This window comes from Phytoamicus setariae (assembly GCF_016722925.1).
Classification (GTDB): Bacteria; Pseudomonadota; Alphaproteobacteria; order Rhizobiales; family Rhizobiaceae; genus Rhizobium_E; species Rhizobium_E setariae.
This window is the reverse complement of sequence record NZ_JAEQNC010000008.1, coordinates 165,020-179,776: the sequence shown is the minus strand read 5'-3', so window position 1 is coordinate 179,776 and position 14,757 is coordinate 165,020. Positions and strand designations below refer to the sequence as shown.

Here is a 14,757-nt window from a genome sequence, read left to right as displayed (position 1 = left end):
TTACGCTGCCGAGGTGGCGGCCCTTGCCGCCGATCCCTCAGAAAAGGTCTGCTGCCAAAGCTGGGTCGACAATATTCCCATGAACGCCGAATTGTCCCTGAACCCGGATGAAGGGTTTGCCGCACATTTCTCGTGCAGCCTTTTCACTTTCGCCGGATCGAAGACCCCGAACTCCTTGACGGTTTCCGGCCGAAGTGCCGCGTCGACGAATCCATGCGTGCCTCTTCCGACGAAGGCTTCGCTGTCAGGCGCTCGATAAGGCTGTTTCCTGCGTTCGGCGATCACCTCGGGCAGACGGTCTCTGGCAACGCGGCGCAGGATGTGTTTTTCGTCCAGTCCCCGGAGCTTCCGTTCAGGCGCAAGCCGGGCAGCGAACTCGACCAGCCGATGGTCGAGGAAGGGGAAGCGTCCTTCAACACCGTGCGCCATGGCCATCCGGTCCCCTTGGCTGGAAAGGATGTAACCGGGGAGCAGGAAGCGTGTTTCGAGGTACTGCGCCTGGTGCAGCGGATGCCAGCGGCGGAAGTCGTCGGGCAGGAGGGACGCCATCTCCTCGGCCGCGTCGTAACGTCCAAGCGTTCGTCGCAGGTCTTCGGAAAAGAACATCTTCGACGCGGCTGTCGACTTGAACCTCGGTCGGTGCGAGAACAGCGGATCGGCGAGGTCTTCCGCTCCAACGGAGAAAAAGGCCGAGAGGTACTCGGCTGGCTGCCGATTGAGATTCGGAAGATAGGGATAGAGTTTTCGGAACAGAAGCGGACGCTTTTTCGAAGCGGGCTGACGAGCGCAAAACCGCCGCACCTTCGCCTCCTTGAAGATATCGTATCCGGCGAAGATCTCGTCGGCTCCTTCTCCCGTCAGAACGGCTTTGATTCCGTCGGCTCTCACTGTCCGGGCGAGCGAGAAAAGAGGGGCTGGAGCTGAACGGATGACGGGCCGTTCCGTATGGCGGACGACATCAGGAAAATCCAGCGCCACATCGCCATTAGCGATCACCGTCTGAACATGCCGCGTACCCAATCGGTCGGCCACGATCTGTTGAAAAAGGCGCTCGTCGTGCTCCGAGCTTTCGAAGGCGAGTGCGAACGTTCGCAGAGGCTGGCCGCCCTGTTCAGAGGCAATCGCCGCCACGAGGGAAGAATCGAGGCCGCCGGAAAGATAGCAGCCGACCTGGACGTCCGCCCTGAGCCGTAGCCGGACTGCATCAGCCAAGAGATCGCCGAGTTCGTCGGTTGCATCTGTCGGCGAGTGGTCACCATGGTCCGGAAATTCCAGTCTCCAGTAGGGGCTGGTCCTTACGCCGTCTCGATCCACGATGGCATATGTCGCAGACTCCAGTTCGAAGATATTCTTGAATGCCGTCCGCGGGGCCAACGGTGCCCAGAGCGTGAAAATCTGGTCGAGGGCAACGGTGTCAAGCGTGGCCTGAAGCCCCGGCACCTGCAACAAAGCTTTCACCTCGGAGGCGAAATATACAGCCGCGCGATGACGGGTGTAGAAGAGCGGCCTCACGCCCATCCTGTCGCGTGCGAGAAACATTTGTTCCCGGACAGAATCCCAGACCGCGAAAGCAAAATCGCCGTTCAGCAGGGAAAGGGATCGTTCTCCGAGTTCCTCATAGAGATGCAGGATGACTTCGGTGTCTGTCGCGGTTCTGAAGCGGCGTCCCTTGGCCTCAAGCTCCCGCCGTAGTTCGACGTGGTTGAAAATCTCGCCGTTGAACGAGATTGAGAACCTGCCGTCCTCGGTCGACATCGGCTGTTGGCCATTCGCGAGGTCGACAATCGCGAGGCGGCGGTGCGCCAAACCGGCGTTCGGCCACGAAGACACGCCTTGCCCATCCGGTCCGCGATGCACGATCGCGCCGGCCATACGGGAAAGCAAATTCGCTCCGTCTGGAACGTGTCCGAAATACCCGGCGATGCCGCACATAGGGACCTCCTTATCGACCGACGTTATCGCTCAGAAGATAACGGGCCGTTACCGCCTGCCCGTTGCATGACTGAGCCAGGTCAAGTGGTTAACTGATTGCGATCGGTGGAAGTTGTGAAAGCAAGCCGTCGTCTTCATCAGTAGTTCTCACCCTGGTACGCAGATATGAAATCAATCTTGTTGAAGGGACGTTGGAGGTGCTGTGCGTGCGAAGGGTGACGCTCCATTTAGCGAGACCAAAGCGGGCTTGTCGCAAACATTCACACAGGTCGCGATTATCCCCTGAACGACGCCCTTTTCATGCTTTGTTAATCTTTTTCAGTCCGAAGAGGCGCGCAAGCAGATCGTTCTGATCGTTGATCGTCCAGCCGCCGCCGGCCCTTGAAATCTTCTTTAGACCGGCGCTTCAGCTTTTCGGTAATGGCATCCAGAATCATCGGCACGCTCCACAAGATTTGGAGCGCGAATTTCTCTTCTGATGGTCCATCGGGTTAAACACGGAAGTTTGCGACACGCCCGGTCAGCCGAAGCGGAAAAACGATACTACGCCATGCTGGACAAACCAGCATTGGCCGCATAACTTAAACCAAACGGTCTCCGGCAAAGCCGGGGCGATTCACCCCCTCTCAGCGCCCTTTGACCGATACCGCATGAGTCAGCTCACCAACTCTACCGTTCATTACGCCACACTTGAGCACAAAGAGGCGGCGAGCATTGCCATATGTGCGATGGCGTTAGCGGCCGTTCTTTATAACGGTGGTCTATCCATCATAAACGCTCACGTCATGCCGATGGCATTCGCGCATGTCGCGGTAACGGAGATTGCCGTTCTTGCGGCGGCACTTCTCTATGTCCTCAATCGCGGGATTTATCGAGAAGATATAATCGTGGTTATCTTCGTGATCTTCAATCTCTTGATTGCTAGCTACGTCTCGGTGATAAACAAAACTGTCTTCGTCGATTTTTTTCGTAATACACTGATCATATGCTGCTTCGGTCTTCTCGGCACTTATGCCAACAAGCAGACCATAATTATCACATTTCGCGTCGCATGCTTGCTGGTGCTCGGAGTCCTTATTGTCGAAACATGGTGGACAAAGATCTTTGAAGACCTGTTCGAACCGGCGAATTATTTTCGCAACACTAGAGGGCTCGAGCAGATTTCCTTCGGTGGGTCAAAGCTCTTTCAGAATTCGATCAAGATTCCAGGCCGCTTCTCGTTCAATATCGCCGACCATCGGACATCGTCCTTGTTCGTCGAGCAGGTTTCGCTTGCCAATTTTTCCGGCGTGCTGCTGGTTTTCTTGATTTCCATGTTCAAGGAGACGAGGATCTTCGATCGTGTACTCTTCATGTTCACGATTGCACTAATCCTAGTCACGAACGACTCACGTACGATGCTGATGTTCGCCAGCATGTGCTATGTTGGTTATTTTGTTTTTCCCCGCCTAGACAAGTCTCTTTCGCTCCTGATCATGCCGCTGGTGGTGATTGCTGGTTTCCTTGTCTACATCGTGTCGCCCGAGGCTGTCGGAGACGATTTGGATGGCCGAGTAGTTCTGACAGTTAAAAAGATAATAGAATTAGATTTTCCGGCTATCTTGGGCCTTGGCATTCCAAGTATCGCCGAATTGATGGATAGCGGCTATGTCTATGTCGTCGTCGCGAGCACAATCTTCGGCTTTACAGCTCTTTGGTTATTTGTATGTTTCTTCCCGGTAGGGAGAACGCCAGCTCAAAGGCGATGTGCATATTCACTTTCTATTTTCTTTTTTATGAACATGATGATCGGCGGTACAGCGGTTTTTTCCATTAAGATCGCTGGGCTTTTGTGGTTGTTAGTCGGATATATGAACGTTTCGGACGGCGGACGGCCACCGCAGATACGTCGTTGACCAGGCAACAGAACGTATTGGGAACGCTCGATGTTGGTTCAAATTCAGTACATACGCGCGATCGCCGCACTGTTGGTGGTGTATTTCCACGCCATCCTTCAACTTCAAAAGCTGGATCCTAATGCTGCGCTCGCCGGCGCGGCCTTCGGTGAAAGTGGCGTCGACCTCTTCTTTGTCCTGAGCGGCTTCGTCATGTGGATTACTACCAGCGGCAAGCAGATTTCCATGGGTGATTTCTATTGGAAACGTATACGGCGTATCGTTCCGCTCTATTGGTCAGCCACGATCCTCGCCGCGCTTATCGCGCTTATCGTGCCCTCCATTCTGCGCTCAACCGTCTTCGATGCTCCGCACATGCTGGCCTCGTTGTTCTTCATTCCCTGGATCAACCCGGCAGATCCGTCGGGTGCAATGATAGCCCCTGTTATCGTGCCCGGATGGACACTAAACTACGAAATGTATTTCTATCTCATGTTCGGTGCGCTGCTGCTGCTTCCTCGAGCAGTCCGGCTAGTTTCGATGATCGGCGCCTTCGTCCTCATGTCGGTATCTTGCTGGTTGATGCCCACCGAAAATACGGCATCGCTGTTCTACGGCAATCTCGTCGTATTCGAATTCGTAGCTGGTACGGTATTGGGCCATTTCTACGTCGCGGGACACCGGCTCGCCGTCAAGCCGGCGCTGTCGCTGTCGCTGATTGCCGTAGCGACGATCGTCCTGCTCGTCCTCGACTATTCCCATCTCCCCGTCGATAGACTGTTTAAGATGGGCGTCCCCGCGGCGATCATCGTGTATGCTGCGACGGCAATGAATTTCTCAAAGTTGCCGACTTTGTCTTGGCTTCGTTATCTGGGCGACGCATCCTATAGCATCTATATCACGCACATTTTCGTACTCGCCGGTGCCAGGATGCTTTACGGCCTTGTACCGTTTGATGCGCTGAAGAACGAGATCCTCTTCGTCGGCATGTCCCTCGGACTATCCGTGCTTGTCGGGATACTCGTTCACGCGTTCTTCGAGTCTCCGGTCGATCGTTATCTCAGTCGCAGAGGCGCACTCCGACGATCATCGACGCCGGACAAGATTGCGGCTGCAACCGAATAGGAAATGGGGACCAATAATGGATTCTCGTAGCGCGACTGCGCCCTGGCCTGCCTTTAGGACTCTATTTGCGACGGCTGTCGCCTTGATGCCGCTTTCTCCAGCCCATGCTGGATCCGATGATCTTTGTTTCCGGGGCGTCAACCTGTCCGGTGCCGAATATGGTGAGGTGGACGGTATTGAAGGTACCCATTTCTTATATCCGACCGAAAAGACCAAAACCTATTTTGCGGAGAAAGGATTCGACACCGTTAGGCTTCCTTTCAAGTGGGAAAGACTGCAACCAAGATTGGGCGAGCGATTCGACTCTGCTGAGATGGAGCGGCTAAGAAATGCGGTCGATGGACTTAGAGCAAAGGGGTTCACAGTAGTTCTCGACCCTCATAACTTCGGCTATTACGGACCCGATCGCGTCACGTCAGAAAAGGTCTCCACTCGTCAATTTGCTAACTTCTGGACTCGGTTGGCCGTCGAGTTCGCCAATGAGGATCACGTTGTTTTCGGGTTGATGAACGAGCCCTACGATATCAGTGCCACGAACTGGCTGAAGGCCGTCAATGGAGCGATTACCGGGATAAGGGCAGCGAAGGCTCGCAACCTTATTTTAGTGCCGGGTACGCATTGGAGCGGTGTCAGGAGTTGGCAGGTCGATTTCGGCAGCGGCTCCAATGCCGAGGTCATGCTCGGCGTAAAAGACTCGCTGGACCGATATGCCTTCGAAGTTCACACATATTTTGACGAGGATTCCTCGGGAACCCATGCGGAATGCACGAAAGCCACGGAAGTCGCAGCGTCATTTGATAAAATGACGACATGGCTGAGGCAGCATGGCCAAAAAGCCTTTCTCGGTGAATTCGGCGGGTCGCACCAGCCTGCCTGTTTGGAAGCGATTGCATCGACGGTAAGAACGCTCGGCGATAACTCTGATGTTTGGCTGGGTTGGACATACTGGGCGGGCGGCGACTGGTGGTCGCCAACGGAAAACATGAACATACAGCCGACAGAAGCGGGCGATAAGCCGCAGTTGCTCTCGCTGCTTTCAGAAATGGGCACGTCCTCCAAGGCGCCCGGTGCCTGCAGCATGCAGTAACGGTAAAGGCTCCGCCCTTGGATCTTCCCACGGTGCCCAATTACAAACGATCCCGTTTTGAGGGATCAGAGCAGATCAGAGCAAACCAATTATTAACTACAAAAGTTTATTGATTTTTATCAATCGACTAGACGAAGACAATTCGAAGAGCGACCTAATGTCAGAACAAGATCGCACAGCGCCTTCCGCTGCAACGGCACGATTAGGCATCCGCCCCGACGGATCGTACACTCGAAGCAAGAAGCCAGTCGTTCTATACTCGCAGTATATCGCTTCCAAAAAGGCGCCGGACTCGAAATCGCTGGAACAGCCAGATCCTTCGGCGGAAAAGCGGGACTACTTTGAAACCGCCGATGAGCAGACAGCCGAACACAGAACAAGAATTCCCCTGATCGATCTTCTCTCTGTGATGCGAATCGGCTGGTCCTATCGTGGCATGATGCTGTGTCTTGTGGCCGCCGGCATGTTGGGTGGTTCAGGGTTCGCCATTACAATTCCTAGCAAGTATTCAGCTATATCGACACTCTATTTTGATCCTACATCGATCCGCACCTCCCAGGAAGGTCGCGACGTGAGTGTGCAATCCGAAGTCATGAAAGCGACGATTGACAGCCAAACGAAAATCATTGCTCTCGACAGTGTGGTCTGGCCCGTAGTGATGAAGCTGAGGCTTACCAGAGATCTCCCCAGCGCCGGCGGAACCGTCGAGGATGTCGTTGGGTCCCTAAAGAAAGCTATCAAGATCACGCGTGCGGACGATACCTACATCACCGAAGTCCAGGTAACGACCGGTTCGCCCACACAGTCAGCCAAGATAGCGAATGCACTGGTCGAGACTTTCCTCAATCAAGAGAAGCAGAGGAAGCTTGACAAGTACGCGACGATAAACTCGGCCTTTCAAGGGCGGTTGGATGAACTGAGAAAGCAGGTCGAACAGTCCGAAAGCGCGGTGGAGCAATTCCGGTCGGAAAATGATCTGATCGAAGCAGAAGGCGACCTAATCTCCGACAAGCGCCTGACGGCGCTCAACGATCTTTTGGTCACCACTCAACAGGCGACGATAGCTGCCAAGTCCAAACTCGATTCCGCCACTCGTATCAACGTGAATGACGTGGTCAACGGTACGCTGAAAGACACCGTTGCTTCCAGCACGCTCAGCAGCCTCCGTGTCCAATATGCCAATCTTGCGTCGAGCCTCGGAAGGCTCGAAAGCCAGATGGGTTCCAGGCATCCATCTCTGATTGCAGCCAAGGCCTCGATGGAAACGCTTAAGAGCGAGCTCAGAAACGAGCTATCGCGCATGGTGTCGAGCGCCAAGGATGAATACGATCAAGCCTCGAAAACTGAGAAGAGCCTGCAGAGTGAACTTGCCGCCCAGAAGTCGCTGCAATCGACTATCTCACCCGAGATGGTGCAGTTGAAGGAGCTTGAACGCAAAGCCACCGCCGACAAGGAAATATACGAGGCCGTTCTCAAGCGTGCAGGAGAGACGACCGAGGAGAAGAACCTCTTACAAAACAACATTCGAGTCGTTTCAGAAGCCACTCCCCCAATTGCGGCTGATGCGCCTGGCCGTGCCATGCTCTTGATTGCGGGGCTTTTTGGCGGCCTTATGTTCGGGCTTGGTATCGGATTGATGGCCGCGCTGTTTCGCAACGCATTTGATGGTGGCCCCATCTATCGCTCTCGATCATATTTGTCACGCGGCTGAATATCCTTCCAGGCCTGTGCGCCTTCTGAGCGGTCTTGCTTCGGCATTCCGGTTTCCTTTCAGTTCAAGGGAAACCCCTCCACTTTTCCAAAGCAAGTCCAAACTTCTGACGAAACCAATCCGACATTACCCGGTGGGCCTGTCGCAAACATTCACACAGGTCGCGATTATCCCCTGAACGACGCCCTTTCATTGTAAGAAATCTGGAACCTTCTGCCACTGGTCCTTTTTCCATGGAAACATTGCGGCAGGCAGCTCAACATTCCGGTTAATATAGCTATGGAAATGTACTGTGCAGTTTTCCTCTTCGCACATGATAATGCCGAACTGAGCGGGTCCTTCGTAGCAAGCTTGCTGGCCCGTCATGCCCGGCAGAAACGGCGCAACGCTGTGCTGATTTCCGCTGATCGTCACGACTGGAAAGCCACCCCAACTTCCGGCCGTGGTGATATGGCAATGACCCGCCATAATGAGAGGAATACGAGCGCCACTTTCTTTCAGAACTGATAAAAGCATATCGGGTTCCGCCAAACTGTAGCGGTCCACCGGCATAAATAGCTTCTGTGGGTTGTGATGGATAATCAAAACAACCTGTTGGTTTTTGGCCTTGGCGGCTGACAATTGCTCGGAGAGCCAGCTTAGTCGTTTCGGACACAGGATGCCTTCAACGTGACCAGGCTCAGAGCTGTCGAGCATGACTATGCGTGTGTCGCCCAGATCATGCGCGCCCTGCACGAAGCCATCGACATCCAGCATCGGAGCCTTGCAGTTATCCAGATAGACTTGTCGGTCATCATGATTGCCAAGAAGCACGTATTGCGGCATCGAAAGGCGCGTGCGCATGTCTTCAAACAGCTGATAGGCTGCCGGATTGGCCTCATCGGCTATATCGCCGGCGAAGACGCAGAGATCGGCATCTCCATACAGTTTGTTGATATCATCGAGTGCGCGGGCAAATCTCACTGCCGTGTCCAGACCGAACTTCACGGTGCCAGATGGACCAAGATGGATGTCACTTAATACGATTATCTTTTTCAATTTCTTTCCTTTCGAGATTAGTTCTGGTCGATTTTGTCACGCAGCCAATCTCCGATGATCGATACTGACAAGGTCGCTAGCAGGATGATGAGTCCTGGAATGAGAGCTAGCCAGGGCGCGTTATAGATGTGATTTCGACCGATCCCCATCAGAACACCAAGGCTGGTATCGGGAGGCTGAATACCGATGCCAAGAAAGTTCAGGGACGTTTCAGCCAGAATGGTTGCCGGAAAATTCAGCGACATATTGACAAGCAGCACGCCCATCGCGTTGGGAAGAATGTGCAGACTATAAATGCGCCAGGAGGGCGTGCCAGTTACGGCCAGTGCCTGCACAAAGGTAGACTCCTTGGCTGCCAATGCCACGGATCGAGCCAGGCGCGTATAACGCTCCCAACCGTAAATACACATGATAATGATGAAGAGCGTCATGTTCGCGTTTGGCAGCACCGCAAGCAGGGCGAGTGCGAGCACCAGAAATGGCATAGTTGCCTGAAAATCGACGAAAATGCCGATGATGTCATCGATGATCCCGCCCGACCACGCCGCGATCAAACCAAGGATAGTACCGGCAATCGCTCCGCCAATTGTTCCGATAAATGCAATCACAAAGCTGACCTGAACCGCACGCAGGACCAGGGACAACATATCGCGCCCCAAATTATCGGTGCCGAACGGGTGCGCCCAGTTCCCCCCGAACAGAACTGGCGGCGCAAAACGGTTGAGCAGATCCGTTCCAGTCACGGGATAGGGCATGATCCACTGCGCAAAAATCGTACAAAAAATGAGCAGCAGCGTGAACAGAATGGAAAGCTTGACCAGCAACGGTATAGGTTCGGCTGCGGCACTTTTTTTGCTCAGGGCAATTTCTGATACGACAGACATTACCGACCTCTTTGTTTGGCATCGCGCAACCGCGGATCGATCCACAAGTAGCAAAGGTCAACCAGCAAGTTCGCGACAATCATCGTTATGCCGATCAACACGATTGAACACTGCACGACCGTAAAATCACGTGCACCGACACTCTCCACGAGCAATCGTCCAGTTCCGGGCCACGAGAAAACGTTTTCGGTCACCACACCGCCGCCGATCAGACTGCCGAGAAACAGCCCGGTAATCGTCAGCAGCGGGAGACCGGCATTTGGCAGAACATGCACACACAGGACCTTCACGCGGGAAAAGCCGCTGGCTAATGCAGTTTCCACCATTGGATGCTCAAGCACCTGGATCATGGCCGAGCGGGTGAAGCGTGAAAAAATCGCGGCCTCGGCGGTGGCCATGGTGAGCATCGGCATGATGTAGGAACGCCAATCGACGATTCCGGAGGGAGGTAGCCAGCCAAGCTTCACCGAAAAGAGATAAATCAGCATGACGCCAATCAGAAAATTCGGAATTGCGAAGCCCATGATGGAGAGGATCGTTATTCCACGATCCCAAGTGGTCCCACGTTTGTAAGCGGCAAGGATTCCCATGGGAACGCCCATGGCCAGCGCGAAGAGCGCTGTTGGTATCATGAGCGCCATCGTCGCTGGAACCCGCGAGAGCACAAGTTGGAGCGCGGATTCATTGGTGCGGTACGAAGTTCCGAAATCCAGTTGCAGCACATTCCCGAGATAGGTCAGAAATTGACGCCAAAGCGGATCGTCGAGATGCCACTTCGCACGGAAAGCCTCGATCGCGGCCTTGCCTGCATCAGGTCCAAGGATTTGCAGAGCGGGATCCGCACTGATCTTCAGGGAAAAAAATGTGAAAGCGATCAGCAAAAGCAAAGTGACAATTGCACGCCCAAGCCGCCCGATAATCCAGCGGATCATGCCGGGATATCCTCATAATGTTTATGGACTGCAGGCAATTGAGGCAAAGCGGTCAAAAGCTCTTGGGTATATTGCGCAACAGGCGAGTTCCAAACCTCGCCAACTGACCCCGTTTCGATTATTTTGCCCGCGCGCATCACGATGACGCGGTCGCAGAGATGTTGAATTACCGACAGGTCATGACTGATAAAGAGGATAGCAATGTTTCTCTCAGCCCGTATTTCGAGCAACATGTTGAGGATGCGCGCCTGAACGGAGACATCCAAAGCGGAAACACTCTCGTCGCAGATAAGGAGCTTAGGCTTGAGTGCAAGTGCGCGCGCAATGGTTACACGCTGGCGCTGACCACCAGATAGGCTCCCCGGCTTGCGCTGGTGAAATTCCGGCTCAAGACCCGCGCGACAAAGTTCCTCTCCAGCCATGCGATCACGTTGGCTTCTTTCACCAATTCCGTGAACATCCAAGGGTTCCCGCACTTGCGAAAGTACCCTTCGTGCTGGATCGAGCGCGCCCCGAGGATCCTGGAATATGTATTGGACATCTCGCCGCTCGCTACGCTTGGCGCGTAGCCAGTTTGCCTGACGGCCACGGATCCTGATCTCGCCGGACGCAGTTTTTACAAGACCGACGGCTGCTTTGGACAGGGTGCTTTTGCCGGAACCGGATTCGCCGACTACACCAAGTATTTCATTGGCATATACATCAAGGTTGATGTCATCGATTGCCCGAAAATTGCCTCCTCCGGCACGCAGGTAATCAACACCGACATTGCGAAAGCTAAGGACCGGCACGCCGCTTTTGTCGATATGTGGCGCAGCGGGAAGCGGTCGCGGCGGATTTCCAGACTGGATATCTTCCAAAGTCGGCAATCGCTGCCCCTTGTTTTCCGCACGCGGAATGGCGGCAAGCAGACTGCGTGTATATGTCGAGTGTGGATGACGAAGCATCTCGGCGGTACGCCTTACCTCTTCGATCCTGCCACGGCGCATCACCAGAACCCGGTTGCATAGCTCGGACACAACGCTCAGATCATGCGTTATGAAGATCATGCTTGTCCCCATATGCTGCACTGTTTCTTTGAGCAGCTTGAGAATACCGGCTTGAATCGTCACATCGAGGGCAGTTGTTGGCTCATCGGCAACGAGTATCCGCGGCTGTGATATCATGGCGCAGGCGATGGCCACGCGCTGACATTGCCCGCCGGAGAGCTGATGTGGGTATCGGTCGAGTATTGCTGAGGGGTCGGGAAATCCAACCTGTTTGAACAGGGCCTCCGCCTGCGCCTGATCGGCGCCGCGCAGGGCAAGCTGGCGACGCATTTTCATGAGCGGATCAAGCGCACTCATGGGATCCTGAAAGATCATGGAAATCTGTTTTCCGCGCAAGCCGGCACAGGCCGAGCGGTCTGAGAGATCATAGTCGCGGCCATTGAACGTCATCTGGCCTGAACTTGAGGCTTGATCTGACAACAGCCCAGTCAACACACGACATGACACTGTTTTACCAGAACCGGATTCACCTACTATTCCAAGAATTTCACCTGCGCCAAGTGCAAAGTTTATGCCTTGCACAACGGGCGTGGCACCAAATGAAATACGCAGGTTGCTCACTTCCAGCAGGGGAGCCCCCTGCTGGTTACCTGTCATCGAATTGACCATTTGGCTCATTTGAACTGAACGCCGGCCGTCGTAAGGTCGAGATAGTTTGTCGGCATGACGTCCAGTGCCAAACGCTGCTTGTTGACGCCAAAAAACTGGGTCAGAAGATGCAGGACTGAGCCGTGAGGGTTCTGATTGAACCGGTCGAGCATTTCACCAAACGCTTTCTGGCGCTCTTCCGTATTCATGCTTGTTGCAAGGGTTTGGCCCAGAGGAATGAGCGCAGGATCGACAACAAAGATCTTACTTGCTGCCCAGCTGGATGCATCACCAAAACGACGCCAGAACTGACCGATCGGATCAGGATAATACGCCGTGAACGACGCATTGAAGATCGCCCGATCCGGGCTGTCTTCATCAATTTGGTCCCAGGTTTCTTTTACATCGAGCTGAACATTCAGCCCAACAGCTGACCACATGGCCTGCAGAATCTGTGCGGTTTCAATTTCATTCGTGTAGTAAGCGTTCATCGTGCGGTACGAAATACGCTCGCCCTTATACCCAGCTTCCTTCAGCAGTTCACGTGCTTTGTCTGGATTGTACTCGGGAGCGGGCCGGCCGGCCAGATACAGATCGCCGAAAGTCGTCATCTGCCAACCGTTGGGCACTTCGGTTGTACCGTTGTAGAGCGACTTTACGATCGCATCGCGGTCAATTGCCAGGTCAAGCGCATGACGGACGCGAGGATCCCTAAGCACAGAGTCCGTGCTGTCATAAACAACACCGCGAATGTTCTCGACCGCGCCGCCAACAATGACCGCGTTGGACGAGCTTTCTATTTGCTGAAATGTATCGGGATTGAGCTCGGTAACGATATCGAACTGCCCGGAAAGCAGGCCCGCGATACGTGTCGAGGTTTCAGGCACGACGGTGAAGGTAACCTTATCGGCCGCAGCCTTGGTCTGATCCCAATAGTCGTCAAATCCTTCGAGAACAACACGCTCACCGATCTTGAAATCGGCCAGCTTATAGGGTCCGGTACCGACAGGACGCTTGGAATAGGCTTCCGCAGATCCCGCATCATCAAATCCCTTTTTGGAAACGATCTGGGATGGGTAATTGGCAAAACGCTGAACAATCAACGCGTCCGGCTTTCGCATACGGATTCGGACAGTAAGCGGATCGATAACGTCGATTTTCTCGATGCCGCCAAGAAATGGCTTCGAGAGAACGGCCTGGGCGTTATTTTCAGCCTGCCCTGTACGCTCAGGAGAGAACGTGAATACGACATCCTTGGCTTCAAAATTATCGCCATTATGGAACTTAACGCCCGGGCGCAGCTTGAATTCTATTGTCTGCGCATCAAGGACTTTCCAATCAGTGGCAAGACCTGGCTTGAGCTTTCCATCATCGCGATAGTCTGTGACAATCAGCGTATTGAAGAGCGACCACATTATCCGCTCGTTGACATTGGAATTGTCATAAGGCGGATCGAGAAAATCCGGAACTTTCTGTACCGCTATAGTCAGGTCAGCTGCGTGTGCAACTGTAGCGAGAAGGAGGGTAGCCAACGTGGAAGCGATTTTAATGCGAAACATATTACTCTCAGCTCGTTTGATTAGGGCTGGCGAGTAGGTAGCCTTGTTTGGCAACAGAAAAATGACAGCGATAGATGCGTAGAATTCTTCAGCACGACCTGCCGGGCGTTTAGCCGCAAGTCCGGCGGCATCATGCCGCTCTCCAGCCTTCGCTCCACGTGCATGAAGACCACAGAGAAGCGTTGGCATGAACCACGCTCGCCATGCTTAAATATTTGCAGGCTTACTTGTTCAAGGCATCCTTGAGCGCCTTGGCCGGCGTGAAAGCAAGTTTTCTTGCCGCAGCAACCTGTGTCGCACCGGTTGAAGGATTGCGTGCCTTACGTTCCGGGGTGTCCTTGACCTTGAACTTGCCGAAGCTGGCGATCGAAGTTTCCGCACCGGACGTTGCCGCTGTGGTGATCGCCGCGAATACGGCGCCGACTATTGCCTTGCCCTGAGCCTTGGCGAGGCTATTGTCGGCGGCGACCCTGTCTGCAATTTCGTTGATGGTGGTCATAAGGTATCCTCGTTGAAAGGGAAAAACCATTTCACCGATTTTGAGCGATATCACCGCGTCGTTACGCGCGCGGCTGTTTGTCTGCGTCATCTCCACAGTTTCCAATGGGCCGATAACCTTTTCGATGCTTCTTTCGCGCCAGATCAAGGAAGTGGATGGCGGCTTGCCGCTCGCAGGCAAATGTCTCGGTCATTTCGCCGCCACGCACGCCGATCCGCCCCCAGCGGCGGGTGACCGCGATCTCTCCGAACAAGGTCGCCTGGATCGATAGCGAATAGTAGCGAGCCATGTTTTGGTCCGCGTCGATGCGCCGACTGTAAAGCTGGTACGGGTAGAGCGACATGCCCGGAAGAATCGCTGCAAAGCCCGCCGACGTCCAACGAAAGTTTTGAATCGATCCGCTGCATCCGATTCAAATGTGTGATGCGTGATGGATGAACGCGACGGTTCAACGGCGTCCCTGGTCAATCCGGGTCTGA

12 protein-coding genes and 1 pseudogene are annotated in these 14,757 nt (G+C 54.1%); 4 read left to right on the top strand and 9 right to left on the bottom strand.

Features of this window, described 5'->3' with window-relative positions:
* Entirely contained in the window at nucleotides 1-1,932 is a 1,932-nt protein-coding gene (gene asnB / locus JJB09_RS15930; protein ID WP_201660100.1) for an asparagine synthase (glutamine-hydrolyzing), read from the bottom strand.
* Between the two features lie 298 nt (nucleotides 1,933-2,230).
* Nucleotides 2,231-2,308: pseudogene (locus tag JJB09_RS15925) on the bottom strand (IS6 family transposase); the annotation flags it as partial.
* A 274-nt stretch (nucleotides 2,309-2,582) separates the two neighbouring features.
* Here JJB09_RS15925 and JJB09_RS15920 point away from each other — a divergent pair.
* The 4 genes from JJB09_RS15920 to JJB09_RS15905 all read left to right on the top strand — a co-directional run bounded on the left by JJB09_RS15920 (nucleotide 2,583) and on the right by JJB09_RS15905 (nucleotide 7,729).
* Nucleotides 2,583-3,827: a hypothetical protein gene (locus tag JJB09_RS15920; RefSeq protein WP_246748751.1), complete on the top strand. Its 1,245-nt coding sequence runs from the start codon at nucleotides 2,583-2,585 to the stop codon at nucleotides 3,825-3,827.
* Nucleotides 3,828-3,857: 30 nt separating this feature from the next.
* Entirely contained in the window at nucleotides 3,858-4,931 is a 1,074-nt protein-coding gene (locus JJB09_RS15915) for an acyltransferase family protein (RefSeq protein ID WP_201660097.1), read from the top strand.
* A gap of 16 nt (nucleotides 4,932-4,947) precedes the next feature.
* Nucleotides 4,948-6,018 (top strand): glycoside hydrolase family 5 protein, encoded by a 1,071-nt coding sequence (locus JJB09_RS15910; RefSeq protein WP_201660094.1) that lies wholly within the window; start codon nucleotides 4,948-4,950, stop codon nucleotides 6,016-6,018.
* A gap of 157 nt (nucleotides 6,019-6,175) precedes the next feature.
* Nucleotides 6,176-7,729 (top strand): GumC family protein, encoded by a 1,554-nt coding sequence (locus JJB09_RS15905; protein ID WP_201660091.1) that lies wholly within the window; start codon nucleotides 6,176-6,178, stop codon nucleotides 7,727-7,729.
* A 189-nt stretch (nucleotides 7,730-7,918) separates the two neighbouring features.
* On the opposite strand, the gene JJB09_RS15900 is transcribed toward JJB09_RS15905, so the two are convergent.
* The 7 genes from JJB09_RS15900 to JJB09_RS15870 form a co-directional block, all read right to left on the bottom strand.
* A complete protein-coding gene (locus JJB09_RS15900; RefSeq protein WP_201660088.1) occupies nucleotides 7,919-8,767 on the bottom strand; it encodes a metallophosphoesterase in 849 nt (282 codons plus the stop codon).
* 17 nt (nucleotides 8,768-8,784) lie between these two features.
* A complete protein-coding gene (locus tag JJB09_RS15895) occupies nucleotides 8,785-9,651 on the bottom strand; it encodes an ABC transporter permease (RefSeq protein WP_201660086.1) in 867 nt (288 codons plus the stop codon).
* On the bottom strand, nucleotides 9,651-10,583 hold the full coding sequence (locus JJB09_RS15890) for an ABC transporter permease (protein WP_201660084.1): 933 nt from the start codon (nucleotides 10,581-10,583) through the stop codon (nucleotides 9,651-9,653). The genes JJB09_RS15895 and JJB09_RS15890 overlap by 1 nt, the downstream gene beginning before the upstream one ends.
* Complete coding sequence (locus JJB09_RS15885; RefSeq protein WP_201660082.1) at nucleotides 10,580-12,250, bottom strand: dipeptide ABC transporter ATP-binding protein; 1,671 nt, start codon at nucleotides 12,248-12,250, stop codon at nucleotides 10,580-10,582. Before JJB09_RS15885 ends, JJB09_RS15890 begins: the two co-directional genes overlap by 4 nt.
* Nucleotides 12,247-13,968: an ABC transporter substrate-binding protein gene (locus tag JJB09_RS15880; protein WP_201660079.1), complete on the bottom strand. Its 1,722-nt coding sequence runs from the start codon at nucleotides 13,966-13,968 to the stop codon at nucleotides 12,247-12,249. Before JJB09_RS15880 ends, JJB09_RS15885 begins: the two co-directional genes overlap by 4 nt.
* A gap of 34 nt (nucleotides 13,969-14,002) precedes the next feature.
* Entirely contained in the window at nucleotides 14,003-14,278 is a 276-nt protein-coding gene (locus JJB09_RS15875; protein ID WP_201660076.1) for an HU family DNA-binding protein, read from the bottom strand.
* Between the two features lie 61 nt (nucleotides 14,279-14,339).
* On the bottom strand, nucleotides 14,340-14,621 hold the full coding sequence (locus JJB09_RS15870) for a WGR domain-containing protein (protein ID WP_201660073.1): 282 nt from the start codon (nucleotides 14,619-14,621) through the stop codon (nucleotides 14,340-14,342).
* Nucleotides 14,622-14,757 lie beyond the last annotated feature (136 nt).

What these genes read in the sequence shown, in the direction of transcription:
- JJB09_RS15890 (WP_201660084.1), bottom strand. Translation starts at nt 10,583, where the DNA reads ATGATCCGCTGGATTATCGGGCGGCTTGGGCGTGCAATTGTCACTTTG.
- asnB (WP_201660100.1), bottom strand. Translation starts at nt 1,932, where the DNA reads ATGTGCGGCATCGCCGGGTATTTCGGACACGTTCCAGACGGAGCGAAT.
- JJB09_RS15875 (WP_201660076.1), bottom strand. Translation starts at nt 14,278, where the DNA reads ATGACCACCATCAACGAAATTGCAGACAGGGTCGCCGCCGACAATAGC.
- JJB09_RS15920 (WP_246748751.1), top strand. Translation starts at nt 2,583, where the DNA reads ATGAGTCAGCTCACCAACTCTACCGTTCATTACGCCACACTTGAGCAC.
- JJB09_RS15870 (WP_201660073.1), bottom strand. Translation starts at nt 14,621, where the DNA reads ATGTCGCTCTACCCGTACCAGCTTTACAGTCGGCGCATCGACGCGGAC.
- JJB09_RS15885 (WP_201660082.1), bottom strand. Translation starts at nt 12,250, where the DNA reads ATGAGCCAAATGGTCAATTCGATGACAGGTAACCAGCAGGGGGCTCCC.
- JJB09_RS15895 (WP_201660086.1), bottom strand. Translation starts at nt 9,651, where the DNA reads ATGTCTGTCGTATCAGAAATTGCCCTGAGCAAAAAAAGTGCCGCAGCC.
- JJB09_RS15880 (WP_201660079.1), bottom strand. Translation starts at nt 13,968, where the DNA reads ATGCCAACGCTTCTCTGTGGTCTTCATGCACGTGGAGCGAAGGCTGGA.
- JJB09_RS15905 (WP_201660091.1), top strand. Translation starts at nt 6,176, where the DNA reads ATGTCAGAACAAGATCGCACAGCGCCTTCCGCTGCAACGGCACGATTA.
- JJB09_RS15915 (WP_201660097.1), top strand. Translation starts at nt 3,858, where the DNA reads ATGTTGGTTCAAATTCAGTACATACGCGCGATCGCCGCACTGTTGGTG.
- JJB09_RS15910 (WP_201660094.1), top strand. Translation starts at nt 4,948, where the DNA reads ATGGATTCTCGTAGCGCGACTGCGCCCTGGCCTGCCTTTAGGACTCTA.